This window comes from Pseudoduganella umbonata (assembly GCF_014192225.1).
Classification (GTDB): domain Bacteria; phylum Pseudomonadota; class Gammaproteobacteria; order Burkholderiales; family Burkholderiaceae_D; genus Rugamonas; species Rugamonas umbonata.
In genome coordinates, this window is the sequence record NZ_JACHXS010000008.1 from 219,211 (window position 1) to 234,927 (window position 15,717).

The 15,717-nt window shown below is 60.9% G+C and carries 16 protein-coding genes and 1 other RNA gene; 10 read left to right on the top strand and 7 right to left on the bottom strand.

Annotated features, from left to right (window positions below):
• The first annotated feature begins 89 nt into the window (after nt 1–89).
• Together ssrA and FHS02_RS20555 are read left to right on the top strand one after the other, a co-directional pair.
• Nucleotides 90–450: a transfer-messenger RNA gene (gene ssrA, locus FHS02_RS20550) on the top strand.
• A gap of 299 nt (nt 451–749) precedes the next feature.
• Nucleotides 750–1,325, top strand: coding sequence for a type II toxin-antitoxin system antitoxin SocA domain-containing protein (locus tag FHS02_RS20555; protein WP_137316560.1), 576 nt, complete (start codon nt 750–752; stop codon nt 1,323–1,325).
• A gap of 620 nt (nt 1,326–1,945) precedes the next feature.
• Here FHS02_RS20555 and FHS02_RS20560 read toward each other — a convergent pair.
• A complete protein-coding gene (locus FHS02_RS20560; protein WP_221403913.1) occupies nt 1,946–2,539 on the bottom strand; it encodes a hypothetical protein in 594 nt (197 codons plus the stop codon).
• A gap of 640 nt (nt 2,540–3,179) precedes the next feature.
• Here FHS02_RS20560 and FHS02_RS20565 point away from each other — a divergent pair.
• The 4 genes from FHS02_RS20565 to FHS02_RS20580 all read left to right on the top strand — a co-directional run bounded on the left by FHS02_RS20565 (nt 3,180) and on the right by FHS02_RS20580 (nt 7,067).
• Complete coding sequence (locus tag FHS02_RS20565; protein ID WP_175424925.1) at nt 3,180–3,986, top strand: PEP-CTERM sorting domain-containing protein; 807 nt, start codon at nt 3,180–3,182, stop codon at nt 3,984–3,986.
• An 845-nt stretch (nt 3,987–4,831) separates the two neighbouring features.
• Nucleotides 4,832–5,377, top strand: a complete 546-nt coding sequence (locus tag FHS02_RS20570) for a PEP-CTERM sorting domain-containing protein (protein WP_137316557.1) — start codon at nt 4,832–4,834, stop codon at nt 5,375–5,377.
• Between the two features lie 320 nt (nt 5,378–5,697).
• A complete protein-coding gene (locus tag FHS02_RS20575; protein WP_137316556.1) occupies nt 5,698–6,231 on the top strand; it encodes an FxDxF family PEP-CTERM protein in 534 nt (177 codons plus the stop codon).
• A 428-nt stretch (nt 6,232–6,659) separates the two neighbouring features.
• Nucleotides 6,660–7,067, top strand: a complete 408-nt coding sequence (locus FHS02_RS20580) for a hypothetical protein (RefSeq protein ID WP_137316555.1) — start codon at nt 6,660–6,662, stop codon at nt 7,065–7,067.
• 116 nt (nt 7,068–7,183) lie between these two features.
• On the opposite strand, the gene FHS02_RS20585 is transcribed toward FHS02_RS20580, so the two are convergent.
• On the bottom strand, nt 7,184–7,729 hold the full coding sequence (locus FHS02_RS20585; protein ID WP_307722175.1) for a GNAT family N-acetyltransferase: 546 nt from the start codon (nt 7,727–7,729) through the stop codon (nt 7,184–7,186).
• A gap of 58 nt (nt 7,730–7,787) precedes the next feature.
• Between FHS02_RS20585 and FHS02_RS20590 the strand changes: the two genes are divergently transcribed.
• Entirely contained in the window at nt 7,788–8,087 is a 300-nt protein-coding gene (locus tag FHS02_RS20590; protein WP_137316553.1) for an antibiotic biosynthesis monooxygenase family protein, read from the top strand.
• A gap of 80 nt (nt 8,088–8,167) precedes the next feature.
• The gene (locus FHS02_RS20595) at nt 8,168–8,470 is read left to right on the top strand and encodes a hypothetical protein (protein WP_137316552.1); all 303 of its coding nucleotides are present in this window, start codon (nt 8,168–8,170) and stop codon (nt 8,468–8,470) included.
• Between the two features lie 22 nt (nt 8,471–8,492).
• On the opposite strand, the gene pncB is transcribed toward FHS02_RS20595, so the two are convergent.
• The 3 genes from pncB to FHS02_RS20610 form a co-directional block, all read right to left on the bottom strand.
• Nucleotides 8,493–9,722, bottom strand: a complete 1,230-nt coding sequence (gene pncB / locus FHS02_RS20600) for a nicotinate phosphoribosyltransferase (protein WP_229422389.1) — start codon at nt 9,720–9,722, stop codon at nt 8,493–8,495.
• Nucleotide 9,723: 1 nt separating this feature from the next.
• Nucleotides 9,724–10,590: a cysteine hydrolase family protein gene (locus FHS02_RS20605; RefSeq protein ID WP_137316551.1), complete on the bottom strand. Its 867-nt coding sequence runs from the start codon at nt 10,588–10,590 to the stop codon at nt 9,724–9,726.
• Between the two features lie 268 nt (nt 10,591–10,858).
• Nucleotides 10,859–11,473, bottom strand: coding sequence for an FMN-dependent NADH-azoreductase (locus FHS02_RS20610; RefSeq protein WP_137316550.1), 615 nt, complete (start codon nt 11,471–11,473; stop codon nt 10,859–10,861).
• Nucleotides 11,474–11,573: 100 nt separating this feature from the next.
• Here FHS02_RS20610 and FHS02_RS20615 point away from each other — a divergent pair, with 100 nt between their 5' ends.
• Together FHS02_RS20615 and FHS02_RS20620 are read left to right on the top strand one after the other, a co-directional pair.
• A complete protein-coding gene (locus FHS02_RS20615) occupies nt 11,574–12,491 on the top strand; it encodes a LysR family transcriptional regulator (protein WP_137316549.1) in 918 nt (305 codons plus the stop codon).
• A 155-nt stretch (nt 12,492–12,646) separates the two neighbouring features.
• Nucleotides 12,647–14,254 carry a hypothetical protein gene (locus FHS02_RS20620; RefSeq protein WP_137316548.1) on the top strand — a complete coding sequence of 536 codons (1,608 nt, stop codon included), beginning with the start codon at nt 12,647–12,649 and terminating at the stop codon, nt 14,252–14,254.
• 91 nt (nt 14,255–14,345) lie between these two features.
• On the opposite strand, the gene FHS02_RS20625 is transcribed toward FHS02_RS20620, so the two are convergent.
• A complete protein-coding gene (locus FHS02_RS20625; protein ID WP_137316547.1) occupies nt 14,346–14,657 on the bottom strand; it encodes a chaperone modulator CbpM in 312 nt (103 codons plus the stop codon).
• A 13-nt stretch (nt 14,658–14,670) separates the two neighbouring features.
• Complete coding sequence (locus FHS02_RS20630; RefSeq protein ID WP_137316546.1) at nt 14,671–15,594, bottom strand: DnaJ C-terminal domain-containing protein; 924 nt, start codon at nt 15,592–15,594, stop codon at nt 14,671–14,673.
• Nucleotides 15,595–15,717: the final 123 nt, after the last annotated feature.

Genomic DNA, 15,717 nt, shown 5'->3' on the forward strand with positions numbered 1-15,717 from the left:
CCCGCTTAAACCCCGCTTAATACCGCACAGCCACGCTGCATTCGCATGCACGGCGCGCCGGATTGGAGTACAATCCTCTTTCCTTCTGTGGGGACGACCTGGCTTCGACGTGGGTTGCAAAGCAGAGCAGGGCATACCGAGGGCTGGTCACCTCGTAAATACATCCAGAAACAAACTAACTGCAAACGATAACTCGTACGCACTGGCAGCTTAATCGCTGTTAGCTCCACAACACCTCGCCTCTGGGGTGGGCCGTTAAAAGCTGTGGAGTCATTTACAGAGGCTAGGAATCAACCGGGTTACTTGGTTGCTTCCGAAATTTAAGGTAACTCGCTTGGCCAAAGGGTGCACGTCCCCGTTGGTCCGGTTAAATTAATTGATAGTGCTAAGTATGTAGAACTGTCTGTGGAGTGCTTGCGGACGCGGGTTCGATTCCCGCCGTCTCCACCACCGAACACTTTAGAATCAAGTAGTTAGCAGAACAAGGCTGTCATTATGTTGGGTAGTTTGGGGCTGTTAAAGCACCGGAATGCCAACAGAATGACAGCCTCTTTTCGTACGCTCGAAGCTTGGTAGAAGTTACCGGCTCGTCTGCCTGATCATGCGCACTGCGATGGGTGAGCGCACTTGATTTCTGCGCATGCATCATCACGTATCGACAGCGAGTCTACGGCATACATCAGTCAAATGCGGCAAACTGGTTGTCCTTGCTTACATTGTCGACGTGTGGTTACTGCTATACTGAACTTATGAAACCTGCAATTTCTCGATCCCGCTTACGCAATGCGATTGTGTTCTTCGCAAAGAACACTGAATCGTGTGGCAAGATCAAATTATTCAAGTTGCTTTATTTGCTTGATTTTGAGCATTTTCGCCAGACTGGCAAGAGTGTGACTGGCTTCGACTATGAAGCTTGGAAATTTGGCCCAGTGCCTGTAAAGCTTATGCAAGAGTGGGAAGACCTTGAGGAAGACTTGAGTGCAGCTGTCGAGATCGTTCCGGTGCAAGTGATCGATTATTTTAGGCAGGAAGTTAGGGTCCGTGATGAGGTTGAGTTTGATGATGGTGACTTTACGCCCCGGCAACTGACAATCATGCAGAACTTGAGTGAAAGATATGCCACTACACAGTCGCCTACGATGATTGATGTAACTCATGAACAGAATGGCGCATGGGACAAGATATGGGATAAAGGTCGTGGTGCTCAACGCGTCATTCCTTATGAGTTAGCCCTTGAGGCTGATGCAGCGTCTCGTGCGCAAATTCTGGAATCCGCTGCGGAAGCAAAAGGCTTCTCTCGTTCAATTCCTGCTGGTGGATATTAAATGCCAGTCGTCGGAGAGGTATGGCGGCATTCTCAATACTATACGGATCCAGGAACGGGCGAGTTGCTACCGAAGTTCCTAGTTATCCTGGCAGTTCGCCCTGACGGTGATCTGGTCTATAAACTGCTTACAAGCCAAGAACATCAGAGGCCCAAAAAATTCTCCATGCGATAAAGACGGGGTGCATCCTGGCTTCTATGTGGGTATTCCAACACCAGCCGGCGACCTCTTCAAACCTACGTGGTTGGATCTCAGGGAATCCGAAGATTTCGACTCTCGAGATTTTGCTGAGCTGATCAAGAACGGTATATTGACACTCAGCTATAAGTTTCAAAGTGATGTGCTTTGCCCGGCCCTTCGTTGCGCAGCTTACGCACCTGATACGACTAAACGGCAGACTAGCTACATTATGGATGCACAAGCGAAATCAGGCTGCCCATAGCGTACGCATAATCCTTTTCACCATTTAACGGCTGCCTAGTGTGGCCGTTCTACTTTGCGCTGGCACGCACCTTGCGGTTCTGCTGCGTATTGCGCTAATGATGCAGCAGTGTATTCTCCTCTGGCGTTCAGGAAGCACCTCGAAACCTACGCTACAAGATAAGCCCTAGATCGGTAAGCTAGGGGCGGCAAGCAAGCTCAGTATGCAGCCAGTGCCAACTTGTCTCAACCATCGCTGATTGATCACTCGTGCCTGCGTGACAAGCGTTTCTCATCCACTTCTGTATCATGTCGTTATTCTCCTGCAACTGATCTATGTCATCTTGGGACAGGATGAACTCAAGCACTGGTGCGTCTAGCAAGACCGGCTCCTTTGCGGTGACCTTGATATGGACGCTGTATTTTCCACTCTTCCATATCATCTGAGAACGAAGGTACGAAATAAGTCCTTGCGTTATTGATGATGCATAAAATGCATCGGCGTTGTACTGCCCCAATTTTTCGAGGCGGATCTTCGCCAAAACCCACTCCCGCACTAATTTGCGATAATTAATCATGTGCGTACTAAAGCGATTTCTCAGTTCGACGTCTTTGAAATCGGTTGCTAAGACCTTCATTGCGATCGCTTCTGACTCTTGGAATACCGGCTGGCTTTGCGCCCCAGGAAAAACCATCTGACCTCGCACCTCGACCACTTCATGCCAATGAAGCTCATGACCAGCCCCTGACTCATGTTCGATACGCAACTGGACCTTTGTGATCAGAACGTCCATGTTGGACGTAATGGCCATCTTGACGTTAAACACGGGTCCAAACTCAGTGAATCCAACCACGCACGCTCGCGATGGGATCATCGTGACTTTCGGCCGCCGGAGTAGTGCTTTCAGGCCAGACACGATCGGGGGGAGCCAAGCGGCCGCACCGATAATCCCGGTTGTTAGTGTCCAATCAATATTTTGAAGCATGGTATATGCACGTATTTTGTTGCGTACATTCTACCTAAGATTCTCTTGTTCACATCGCGATTTATTGCCGCCGGAATGTTGGGTACTCAGCTATAGAAGCCAGGATTGTGATTCCTGTTGTCGTGGGTTCGAGCCCTATCAGCCACCCCAAGAATTTTAGGTGAAACAAGCACTTATCCAAGTCAGCTTATTTCACGATGTGGAAGTTGCAACGTTTTCGGAAATCTTCCAACGAACGGTCGCCGCAGCGGCCGTTTTTTTCGTCCCTAGCTTACGGCGCCGCCGCGTCGCCCTAGCGAACTCAACGTGAGATTGTCTCCAGTGCTCGACTTAGCCGTCCAGGGCTCCTTCACAGCCACGCAACACTTGCAATTCGATAGTAGTTAAACATAAGACAAGCCTTTGCTCTACGACTACCATGGACATCTCCTAGATCATGGAGAAATCAATGAAGAGTCTTCTCAAACCGCTGCAGCGCGGCTGCGCATTGTCGGCGTTCGCGATGGTACTCACCGTCGCCCCACATGCCCATGCTGCAGTCGGGCAGGGTGCAGCAACGATATCAGATTTGCGTTATACCCTCACGGATTTGGACCCCAACGATGGCATTTCGCCGAGCCTACAGCCCTACTACGTGCTTGGGAAAATTTGGGGTCAGTTGAATTTCTCAGCACTGGACGTTTACGAAGAAAGTCAGTACTTGCCTCCGTCGATCCCGGGAAGATCGATCTCGGGAAGCTGGGAGAATGGCAACGACGCAATTTCTTCGAGCGTGGGCGGAGGCGGCCGGGTCGAGGACGTGGTGCTTTCGGTGTCTCATCGTAGTGAAGCGATCGCTACCGAAGCGCACGCATCTATTGACTTTACGTTCTATTTAACGCCAGCAACACGCATCACTTTTTATAGCGACTACGCGCTTAGTTCCTCAGGCTATGAGCCAGTCAGCCAGCCCCGATCCATTACCACTTTTGAGGGCCGTCTTTACGAATCCGGGTCCGGGGAAGTCCAGCGCTTTTACCGATCCGCAGGTGATGAAAGTCTGGAACTGAACGGTACTGCGAGCCTTACCTGGGACAACGTAAGCTCTGAAGGGCGGGATGGTCGCCTTTACCTTCATGCATTCGGCCACAGCATTGGGAGCGCCGTACCAGTGCCAGAACCATCCAGTTATGCAATGCTTGCGACCGGACTCGGCCTGATGGGATTACTTGCCCGCCAGCGGACACGCCGCGCACGACAGTCTGGCAGCGACTAATGCTGGCTGCGCACGGCCATCTCTGTAACTAAAAATTCGACGTTAGAAACATGTAGCGGAGGGGTCGACGAAGAACCCTCTCTTGCACAGGCAGCATTCCGCTGCCGAGCTGCGACTGGAACCGATGCCATGCGCTCGCAGTGCTCTTATATACAACAGCCTTTCACTTGCACTTTTCTACTAACAGTCTACAATCCCCTCTGTTGCAACGCACCATTGGAGGGGCCGCTCATGCAGCTGGATCGCCGAAAGAACGTCGTACTGGCTCACGCCATCGATGATGCAATCGCACTCGATGGCGTAAAGGGCGGTGTCCATGCCTGGGCTGCATTGGCAGCGCTGGGACTCCACGAAAACACCATCCGAAGACTTCTCGATGTCGACGGACGCAGTGCCAGGCGCACCCTGCCCATCTCCGCCAGCCAGACCCCACTGCACCATTCCACAGCCAGCTCCCCCTGATTCGACATCCCGTTGAAGCAGCTGTAGAACTTCCCCCAGCCGAAGGCATCCACCTGCCGTGAACGGCAGGCGGCGGCGTCGGCAGGCGACAACTTCAACAACAAAATAAGCGGGATCATGCCTTTAATAGCGCATGGGCTACTTCCTTTGATCAGTTATTCGCCGCCCTGCTCTGCACATCACTGCGCATTGAAAAGAAGCGCATCAACGCCCGCTGCAGCGAATTTCCAGTCAACAACCGCCATTCCACAACAAATAACGCCCCGATAAACAAGGCTGGCTATCAATTAAATATCCACCCGATCGCTCACGATAACCATGCAATACTGGTTTTCCCTGCCGGGCTTCCAACAAAGCCACCTCTTCCGAGCGAAGGAAATGCCATGAACATCCCCAGGTTCTACCGTGCAGCAATTGCCATCAGCGCCCTGTTCATCGGCCTTGCACAATCCGCGCAAGCCGATATCGTTACCTTGGCCGGTGACACGACCGGCGGCCCCACGTTCGACCGGCCACTCGTCAACTTCAGCAATTACTCGCCGAACGGAACCGGCGCTGTGTACGAAAGCATTGCATTCACGGTGGAGGATGAAGGGGAGTATTCGATTACGATGCACGGCCTGGGCTTCGATACCTTTTTGCTCTTGTATGAAACGGCGTTCGATCCAGTTGCCCCGCTGATCAATGGGGTAGTTGCCAACGATGACCTGGTCAGTCTCCGAACGTCCGGCTTCGCTGCGGATTTGGTTGCAGGAGAGCAATATTTCGTCGTTGTTACCGGTTTCTCAAGCGACCAGTTCGGAGCCTATAGCCTCACGATCAGCGGGGACGGCGTCATTTCCGCAGTGCCGGAACCGTCGACCTGGCTGATGCTTGCATTCGGCGTTACGGCGTTTGCCTGCGCGCAGCGCAGGAAGTCAGGGGACTGAGCGCATGCAGGCGAGCACTGGACGCGGAGCCCAGCTCCGCGGTTTTGCCAAGTGCGCCACCGTAATAAATTTCAATACCGTGCAAGCACGGTGTCGCGAGTATCCAACACCTTATGTGTGCACTATTTTCACGTGATTTACGCTTACTCCCCTCATACGATATCTACCAAGAAAAAAATACTGCATATAGAAAACTTCATAAAGTAATACTTAAAAAAAGCTTAATTCAAGCGCCGTGCGTGCAAAAAACTCATGCAATACTGGTCTCGCCGTCGAGATAACTCTTCGGCATAACCTCACCACTTGGAGCAAGAGTCCTTATGAATATCTCGAAGTTCTTGCGTGCAACCGTCGCCACAAGCGCACTGTTTATCGGCCTTGCACAAACCGCCAGCGCTGAAATCGCCACTTATACAGGCACCACCGCAGATGGCCCAACCCTGGATCTGACGCCTTGGGAATTCGAAAACGCTGATGCAGTTTCTTTTGCTCAATACGTTTTCACGGTCGATACGTCAGGTGACTATACCTTCCAGGTGACGGCCGAGTATGACAGCGTGGTCCTGCTGTTCGAGAACAGCTTCGATCCGGCAGATACTTCGGTGAATTTCCTCAACGGTAATGACGATGACGTGTCTCCTACCACATCGTCGCTCTGGGGTGAACTGGAAGCCGGCACCACCTATATCTTTGTCGTCACCGGCTATGACAATACGGAAGCCGGTGAATACAGCCTGACGATTGGCGGTCCCAGCCTGATTTCCGCCGTGCCTGAACCGTCGACCTGGCTGATGCTGGGTATTGGCCTGGCCGCAGTCGGCTACACGGCACGCCGCAAAGCGCAACAGCATTGATTCCCGTGGGCGGAGCCACGCGCTCCGCCATGCATTCATCTCCCCACTGACTCCCCACTGACTCTCATAGGCATTCCAGGGCCGGCAGTGCTGGCAGCGGTACCGGAACCGTCGACGTGGATGATGCTCGGGGATGATGCTCGGTCTTGGACTCGCCGCGGTGGGCTTCGCGGCACGCCGCGAGCCGGTGTAATACCTGGCGAACCGGCGGGGCTCCGCTCCGCCGGTTTTTACCGCCTTGTCTTGAAAGCTCCGTGTCGATGCCCCGGCTCAACTGCCCAGTTATCACACTGGCCAGTTATCACAGCCGAATTCCGACCACGGCATTACACTGCCTTTCCTCCTACACCCTCCCCTCCCGCACGCCTATTCTCCGCCGTCCTGCCGCGTTCTAAGATCGCCGTTACACGATCAATCAGGAGACCATCATGCAAAATCAAGGCAACGGAGGCCGTACCCTGGACCAGAAGACCCATGACGGCACCAGCAGCGCGGGAACAATGGGTACCGGCGGCACGGGCCGCACAGGAACCGATGAAGGTTACGATGAGGCGGTCAACACGCCGTGGAACGGCAGCATGCAATCGGGGCGTACCGACGACCTGCTGTCGGACGGTGCGGATGCGGACCAGGACGGCTTCGCCGCTGGCGGCACCGATGAATTGCGCGATCCTGCCGCTGGCAGCCAGGGCGGCTCCGGTGCGGGCAACCGGCAGCAGCAGCGCGACGAGGATCACGAACAGAGCCTGTCCGGCGGCGGCCGTCCCTCCGATCCGACGGGCCTGCAAGGGTCTGCGGGAAACCAGCAATCGAGCGGGGACGATCGGCAGGGCTGATTGCTTCGCGACGGCGCCGCTGAAACGCTCAGTGGCACCGTCTCATCGCAGCCTCAAGGCACGGCCTCTTGATACCGTTCTTGATACCGCCGTTGTTACCGCCCTTGATACATTCGTCACGTGCCGAATGCTGCCCTCGGCAAGCGGTACAGCACGTGCCGCGACAACGGATGTCCAGCCGGTAGCGCCGGGTGCGCGAAATCCCCTTGCGGATCGCGCACCATTCCCAACCTTTGCATCAATCGCCGCGAGCGGGCATTGTCCGTCACGGTGAACGACACGATCTCGTCGAGAGCCAGCCGCTCGAAGCCGAAGCGCAGCGCGGCGCGCGCGCCTTCGCTGGCCAGTCCGCAACCCCAATAGCGCGACGCCAGCCGCCAGCCCACTTCGTGACAGGGCGCGAACGGCACGCTGAAATCCTGGTATTTCAGGCCGACGAAGCCTGCCAGCTCGCCCGTTTCCTTCAGCTCGGCGGCGAAATAGCAGCAGCCATGCCGCGCATACATCGCATTCTGCGCGTCGAAAAGTGCCGCAGCCTGCTCCGGCGTCACCGGCCCGGGCAGGAACTCCGTCACGGCCGGGTCGGCATTGAGCGCAACGAACGGTTCCACATCCCCGGCGCGCCACAGGCGCAGCAACAGCCTATCGGTAGTCAATACCACCCTGCGCTCCGTCCCAGCTTGCGGCACAATGCCTGGATTACTCATCAGGAGACCTTCCATGATCTACGAAATCGCCGAAATTACCATCAAACCCGGTACCGATGCAGCGTTCGAAGCCGCCGTGCGCGAAGCGGTGCCGCTGTTCCGGCGCGCCAAGGGCTGCGTGTCGATGCGCATCGACCGCACGATCGAACGTCCGGATACGTACCGCCTGCTGGTCGGCTGGGAAACGCTGGAGCATCACACGGTGGACTTCCGCGGCAGTGAAGATTTCCAGGCCTGGCGGGCGCTGGTCGGCGGCTACTTTGCCGAGCCGCCGAAGGTCGAGCACGTGGCAACGGTGGTCGACGGTTTCTGATCGCCACGGCGGGCACCGGCGCGCCGCCATTGTTGTTTTTCCAGCACAATGCGGGCAGGTCAACCCTTACAGGAACTGCCATGCCAGACACCATTCACCGCAACTTCAAAACGGTCGAGGATGCCGAGGCCGCCCGCGCCGCGCTGCTGGACGCCGGCTTTCAAGGCTCGGCCGTGCAACTGAACCTGCACGACACGCGCTCGGCCGACACATCCACGCTGGCCGTCGAAAACATCATGGAATCGCTGACGCCGGACGATGCGGACGATACCGATCATCCGCTGCAGCGCCCGGCCGCGCTGCTGTCCGTCGATGTCGACGGCAGCGAACAGCGCGAACAGGCCACCGCGCTGATGCTGCGCTACGGCGGCGCGGAAGCCTGACCGCCGCGCCCCTTACCCCACCTCAGGCGGCAGGGTGTTCGAACACCTGCCGCAGGTAAGCCAGGAAGGTTTCATCCTTGCTCATCGTCTTGCCTGGCGAGTCGGAGAGCTTGGCCACCGACTGGCCGTTGCAGCGCACCAGCTTCATCACGATGTTCAGCGGCTTCACGCCCAGGTCGTTCGTCAGCCAGGTGCCGATACCGAAGCCCGTCATGATGCGGTCGGCGAAATGGCGGTACAGGTGGATCGCCTTGTCCAGGTCCAGGCCATCGGAAAATACCAGCCGCTTGGTATTGGCATCGATGCGCAGCTTGGCATAGTGGGCGATCGCCTTTTCGCCCCACTCGACCGGGTCGCCGGAATCATGGCGCAGGCCGTCGAACAGCTTGGCGAAATACAAGTCGAAGTCGCGCAGGAACGCATCCATGCCCACGACGTCCGTCAGCGCCGTGCCCAGGTCGCCGCGGAATTCCTGTACCCAGTCCTCCAGCGCCGCTTTCTGGAAGTCGCGCAGCCGCACGCCGAAGGCCTGGAACGACTGCATGTACTCGTGCGCCATCGTGCCGATCGGGTGGATCTTGTAGCGCATCGCCAGGTACACGTTCGACGTGCCCTTGAAGAATTCCGGCACTTCCGCTGCCAGCCTGCCCACCACCTCGTCATGCCATTCGCCGGAGAAGCGGCGGCGCACGCCGAAGTCGGAAAACTCGAACGGGTTGCGCTGCATCGGTTCCCGGCCGAATGCTTTCAGCGCGGCGATCTTCGCGTCCAGGCGCCGGCGGCCTTCGGCCAGCGCGGCTTCCTGGTCGAAGCGGCGGAAGTACAGCTCGTTGACGATGTACAGCACGAAGATCTCGAAGCCCATCACGTGAACTTGCGGCCCGCGCGCGTGGATCAGCAGTTCGTCGCCATTGGTTTCCACGGAAATGAACTTGCGCTGGAAGCGGAACACGGTGAGGAAGTCGACGAAGTCGCTCTTGATGTAGCGTAGCGAGCGAAGATACTCCAGCTCCTCTTCGCGGAACGTCATCGTGCACAGGTGGTCGAGCTGGCGCTCGATCTCGTCCTTCAATTCCGTCAGCGGATAGGCCGGCCTGTTGCGGCACTTGAATTCATACTCGGCCTGCGCGCCAGGGTGCCAGTGCAGCAGCGCCTGCCACATGGAGAATTTGTACAGGTCGGTTTCCAGCAGGCTGCGGACGACGGGTCGGAAGTTTTCGGTCATGTCGGTCGTATCGGTCATCTCGGTCATGTCAGCGCCCAGCATTGACGAGCAGTTCCTGGGCCACGTCGGAGGCCTGCGCGAAGCCCACGCCCGCAGCGCGCATGCGTGCGAAAAACTCCTCCTGCTCCGCGGCGAAGCCCTGTACCGGGCTCATGCAATCGGTGATCAATACCAGCTTCGACGCATCGCTACCGAGGCGCTCGGCGATGTGCTCGACAGTGGACTTCACGCAGTGGCTGCCGGCCTCGCCGGCGATATAGACGCGGTCGGAGGCGCGCAGGCTGGCCAGCAGTTCGCGGTTTTCCTGCGTGCCGGGATCGGCGGCATCGGGCACCTCGGCCATCACCGCCGAATAGTGCTCGGTCCATGGATTGGAGCCCTTGGCGATCTTCGCCACCACGCCCAGCGCCGCGTCTTCCCAGCGGTTGTATGCGGTGCGCACGGCGTCATGCACGTTATGGCCCCAGGTGCCGATCTCGCAGTGCACGGGCCACACCATCAGCCGGTAGCGGCCGGCCGCTTCCAGCGCGTCGAGGTAGGCCAGCGCGCGTTCCTTGCTGGCCCGCTCGCGCGGCAGGAAGCGCGCGGCACGCACGTCGGCCGCGGTGATCTCGGTAAATGGCATGACCGGGCCGCCATCGCCGGCCAGCCAGAACGTCGGATGCGCCACGTGGTAGCGGTGATGGGAATCGAGCGTGACGGTGATCGCCGCGATGCCGGCGCGGCCCCGCTCGATCAGTTGCGCCAGCCGCAGCATGTCGGCATGGGCGCCGGGCACCGGCAGTGCCGGCATGCGCGCCCGCCCGGTGGCCGCGTCGATCGGCAGGGATTCGGGCGGCAGGTCGCAGAAATCGTTTTGTGGATCGATGACGAGCAGGTGCAGTCGGTCTTTCATTGATGGGCTCCGTGGGACGGCAACCCCCATCATACCGGCTGGCATGAAAACCTACCAACGCGTGCGAATCGTATAGCCGAGCTTGGTGACGGCGGGGTTTCGCGGAGCATGCTCCGCGCCTCCGGAACGGTGCAGCCCTGCAGGGCTGTACTCCCCTTGCCAGGCACGGAGACATAGCCGAGCCCGTGTCCCGGTGCCAGGCACGGTGACATAGCCGAGCCCGTGTCCCGGTGCCAGGCACGGTGACACGGGCTCGGCCGCAATTGCCTTATGCGGCGGCCAGTGCGTCGATCGACTGCCGGCTTTTCGCCAGCGTATCGGCCAGTGCCTGCTCGCCCAGCGCCACGCCTTCGGCCTGGATGAAGCTGATGTCGGTGATGCCGAGGAAGCCCAGCACCGCGCGCAGGTAGGTGGCCAGGAAATCGTAGCCGGCGGCCGGGCCTTCGCTATAGACGCCGCCGCTGGCGGTGAATACGTACACCTTCTTGCCGCCGGCCAGGCCGACGGGGCCCGTTTCCGTGTACTTGAAGGTGCGGCCGGCACGGGCGATGTGGTCGATATAAGCCTTCAGGCCGGACGGCACCGAGAAGTTGTACATCGGCGCGCCGATCACGATCACATCGGCGGCCAGCACTTCGTCGACCAGCTTGTCCGACAGCTTCACGGTGAAAGCCTGCTCGGCATTGCGCGCTTCCGGCGGCGTGAAGAAGGCGCCCAGCATTTCCTCGGTCAGGTGCGGCACCGGATTAGCCGCCAGGTCGCGTTCGACCACCGTGTCCGACGGGTGGTTTGCCTGCCATTTGGCGATGAACTCGGCCGACAGCTGGCGCGACAGTGAACCGGACGACCGCACGCTGCTATTGATGTACAGAACGTTTGCCATGATGAACTCCTCGATAAGTGGTGAATTGCAGCCATCATAGAACGGGATTAATATCGACGAAATCCACTTAATTTCAATCGATTCAATCGATTTTCTAGATATGAGAGATCCCGGCCTTCCTTCCCTCGACCAGTTGCGCGTGTTCATCGCGGTGATCGACCATGGCGGCTTCGCCCACGCGGCCCGGGCGCTGCACCGCACGCAGTCGGTCATCAGCTACACGATCGCCAACCTGGAAGACCAGCTGAACATCGCCTTGCTCGACCGCGGCAAGCGCAAGGTGACGCTGACCGAAGCGGGCAAGGCGCTGCTGGCCGATGCGCGCGCCGTATCGGCCAAGGTCGATGGCATGCGCGCCCGCGCCAGGGCCCTGGGTGCGGGACTGGAGGCGGAACTGTGCCTGGTGGTCGACGTGATGTTCCCCATGTGCGTGCTGGTGATACTGCTGGAATCGTTCCAGCGCGAGTACCCGACGGTGGCACTGCGGCTGCACACGGAGGCGCTGGGCGGCGTGGCGCAGATGGTGCTGGACGGCCGCTGCCAGCTGGGCATCAGCGGCATGCCGGTGCACCTGCCGGACCATATCGACCGGCAGCTGGCCGGCCACGTGACGATGATGCCGGTCTGCGCCCCCGGCCACCCGCTGGCCCAGGTGGACGGCGTGGTGCCGACGGCCGCACTGCGCGAACACCTGCAGCTGGTGGTCACCGACCGCAGCCCATTGACGTCGGGGCAGGACTTCGGCGTGGTGGGGCTGCGCGACTGGCGCCTGGCCGACCTGCACTCGAAGCACGCGCTGCTGCGCGGCGGGCTTGGCTGGGGCAGCATGCCCGAGGCGATGATCGCCGAAGACCTGGCCCGAGGCCGCCTGGTACGCCTGCGCCTGCAGGACGGCAATGCGCTGCAGTACCCGCTGTACGTGATCCATCGCGCGGACAACCAGCTGGGCCCCGCGGGGCGCTGGCTGAAAGAGCAGATCCAGACCATCGATTACACGCTCCCGCACGGCGCGTATTGACGCCTTGCCGGGGCACGCAAGCGTTCGCTAAAACCCTCCTACACCGGCGCGGCGTGTGCGCTGACACCCCCTGCCGCCCCCCCGTCCTACGATGATCGCCTGCCGGGGCCGCGCCATTGGCCGCCCCGCTCTGACCGCAAATACAGGAGATCGACATGAGCAGAGAAAAGGACCAGCTCACGAATACGGAAGATGCGGGTTATTTCACCGCCAGCGGCAACCACGCCGCGGGCGAACCCGCCAACGACACCACGCAAGTCAACAGGGCACCTAACATCAATCCGGAGGCAAGCAAGCAAAGCAGTGTCGCCGGCAGCTCGGGAGGAATGGATATGACGCAACAATCAATCGGCGGCCAGGGCGCACAGGACGGCATCAGCGGCACCCCATCGGGCACGCAGGGCGGCCAGAGCGGCCAAGGCATCAACCAGGGCGGCCAGAACCAGCAAAGCTCGCAGGGCCAGTCGGACTACCTGGGCGGCTCGCCGGCGGGCCAGGACGGCATCCGCAACGACCCGCGCACCCAGCCCGACCCGCAGGCACCAAACCGCGACAGCTATGGCGGCCAGCAAACGGGGGCCACCTCGGGCGAGGTCGGCGATGGCCGCAGCCCGCACCAGGTCGCGACCAGCGGCGTGCAGTCGACCCAGCACAGTGCCGGCGGCAGCCTGCAGGCGGATGCCGAGCGCGCCGGACGGCAGGACTACGGCAGCGTGCAGGAGACCACCAGCCCCGGCGGCACCGGCACCCTCGCGGAACACCTGCAGAGCGGTCCCGGCAACAAGCGAGCCGACGCCAACCAGCACGGCGGGTCCGGCAATTCGGGCATGTCGCAAATGAAGGGGCAGCAGCAACAGCAACAGCAGCCGCCGCAGGGCGGCGAATCGGTCGGCGAAGTCGGCGAAAGCGGCTTGAAGGGTAACCAGCAATCGGACAATCAAGGCGTCGGCAGCGGCCGTACCGCCGGCGCGGGCGCCCGTCAAAGCGATGGGGACGACGGTTCGGCGCCTGGCGCGGGCACGGCCCAGCGCGGCTTCGGCGGCAGCGAATCGCTGGGCGGCCAGCAGTCGAGCAGCCCGGGCGGTTCGGGCACGATGGCGAACAAGCAAGGCGGACCGGGCAATCAGCAAGCCGAGCAGTCCGGCAACAATCAGGGCGGCCCCGGCCAGAACGGCTTGTCGCAAATGAAGGAGCAGCAGCGCCAGGGCGGCCCGGGCAGCGGGCAGTCGCAGCAGATGGAACAATCCGCCGGCAAGCCGCACGCCGGTACGGGTGGCGGCCACGGCGGCCAGCATTCCGGCGGCATGGGCGGTGAACGGGGCGGCGACCTGCACAACGTGGGCGCGCAAAGCGGCGAAACGGGCCGGGGCGGACTCGGCGGCAATAACGTCGAGATGCAAGGCTCCAGCAAGGGCAACCAGCAGTCCGGCGAGAACCTGATCGGCCAGACCACGCTGGGCAGCGGCGGCAGCCAGTCCGCCGACCGCGACAGCCTGGATGCGTTGCCGGCCGATGCGATGGGCGGCGAACGCGTGGGCATGGGCAGCCGCGGCCACAGCCAGCAGTCGGACAAGTCCGGCAATGCCCAGGCGGACACGTGGAAAAACCAGGCACGCCCGAACAACCGCAGCGACAACGAGCAGGCCGACCACCAGCTCGGCATGCAGGGCTCGCCAGGCGAACCGGGCCACGATATCGATGACCTGGGCAGCAAGCAGTCCGGCAGTAGCGGCTCGCGGGGCGGCTCGGAAGACCAGCGTTGATCGGGACGTGCGCCGGTAGAAACCTGCGCCGATGAGGCACTGGTGCCGGACACCCGGGTTCAGGTGTCCGGCACCGGTTTTCCCGAACGTCTCAACTCAACCCCGCGGCGTGCAGGCGCCGCCGCAGCCGCCGTACCTCTTCCGTCAGATCCACCACCAGTGCCGCCACCTCTTCGTTCGCGTCGAAATCGCGTTCGATGCGCAGCAGGCTGCGGGCGCGCACCAGGTCGATGCTGGTAAAGCGCCAGGCTTCCGGCGCGGTGTCGCTGCCGCCCAGCAGGATGCCGGTACGCACCCGCTGCACCACCCAGCCCGGTTCCACGGCGCAGGCGCGCGCCAGTTCGTCGAGCGTCAGCGCCGCCTCGTCGAGCGGCACGGCGCGGATCGGTTGTTCGCTTGCCATTGCGGTCTCCCCCTTACAAGCCGCGGCGCGGGTCGAAACTGAATTCGCGCGCCATTTTTTCGTACAGCGCCTTCGCCTGCGGCGTGTCCGCCGGCGGCAGCGCGATCTCCAGCAACAGGTACAGGTCGCCGGCCGGCGCGGCGGCCGTGCTGGGAATGCCCCGGCCCTTCAGTCGCAGCTTGCGCCCGCCCTGCGATCCCGGCGGCACCGTGACCGACACGCGGCCGGACGGTGTCGCCACCTCGATGCCCGCGCCCAGCGCCGCCTCCCACGGCGCCACCGGCACCGACTGGTACACGTCGCGCCCTTCGACGCGGTAGCGGCGTTCCCCGGCAAAGCGGATTTCCAGGTACAGGTCGCCCGCGGCCGCCCCGCCGCTGCCCGGCTGGCCCTGCCCTGCCAGCCGCAACTGCTGGCCCTCGGTCACGCCTTTCGGGATCGTCACGTCCAGCGTGCGTTCGCGCGTGACCACGCGCCCGCCGCCGTCGGCCTGCGGCACGCGCAGGCTGATCGTGCGGCTGGCGCCGTGGTAGGCATCGCGCAGCGCGATCTCGATGACGGCATGGCTGTCTTCGCCGCGCGCCTGGAAGCCGCGCCGGCGCGCCCCGCCCACGTGGGCGAACAGGTCCTGGAAGAAATCGCTGTCCGCGTCGCCGAACGACTCGAAGCCCGAGCCCCAGTCCGGCGGCGGCCGGAACTGCCCGCCATCGGCCTGGCGGTATTGCGGCTTGCCCAGTTCGTCGTAGGCGGCCCGTTTTTCCGCGTCGCCCAGCACGCCGTAGGCTTCGTTCAGTTCCTTCGTCCTGGCATCCGCGTCCGCTTCCTTGCTGACGTCCGGATGGTACTTGCGCACCAGCTTGCGGTAAGCCGCCTTGATCTCGTCGGCGCCCGCCGTCTTCGGCACGCCCAGCACGGCGTAGTAATCCTTGTACTCCACGATAGGCTCTCCTGTCGCGCGTTGAAGGTGTGGTCTGCTGCCGGGCATCAGGTTACAACAAAACCACTGCGTCACGTTCACGCACCAGGGCAGTGCATGGCTCTCCCATCTGTGGGTAGAATG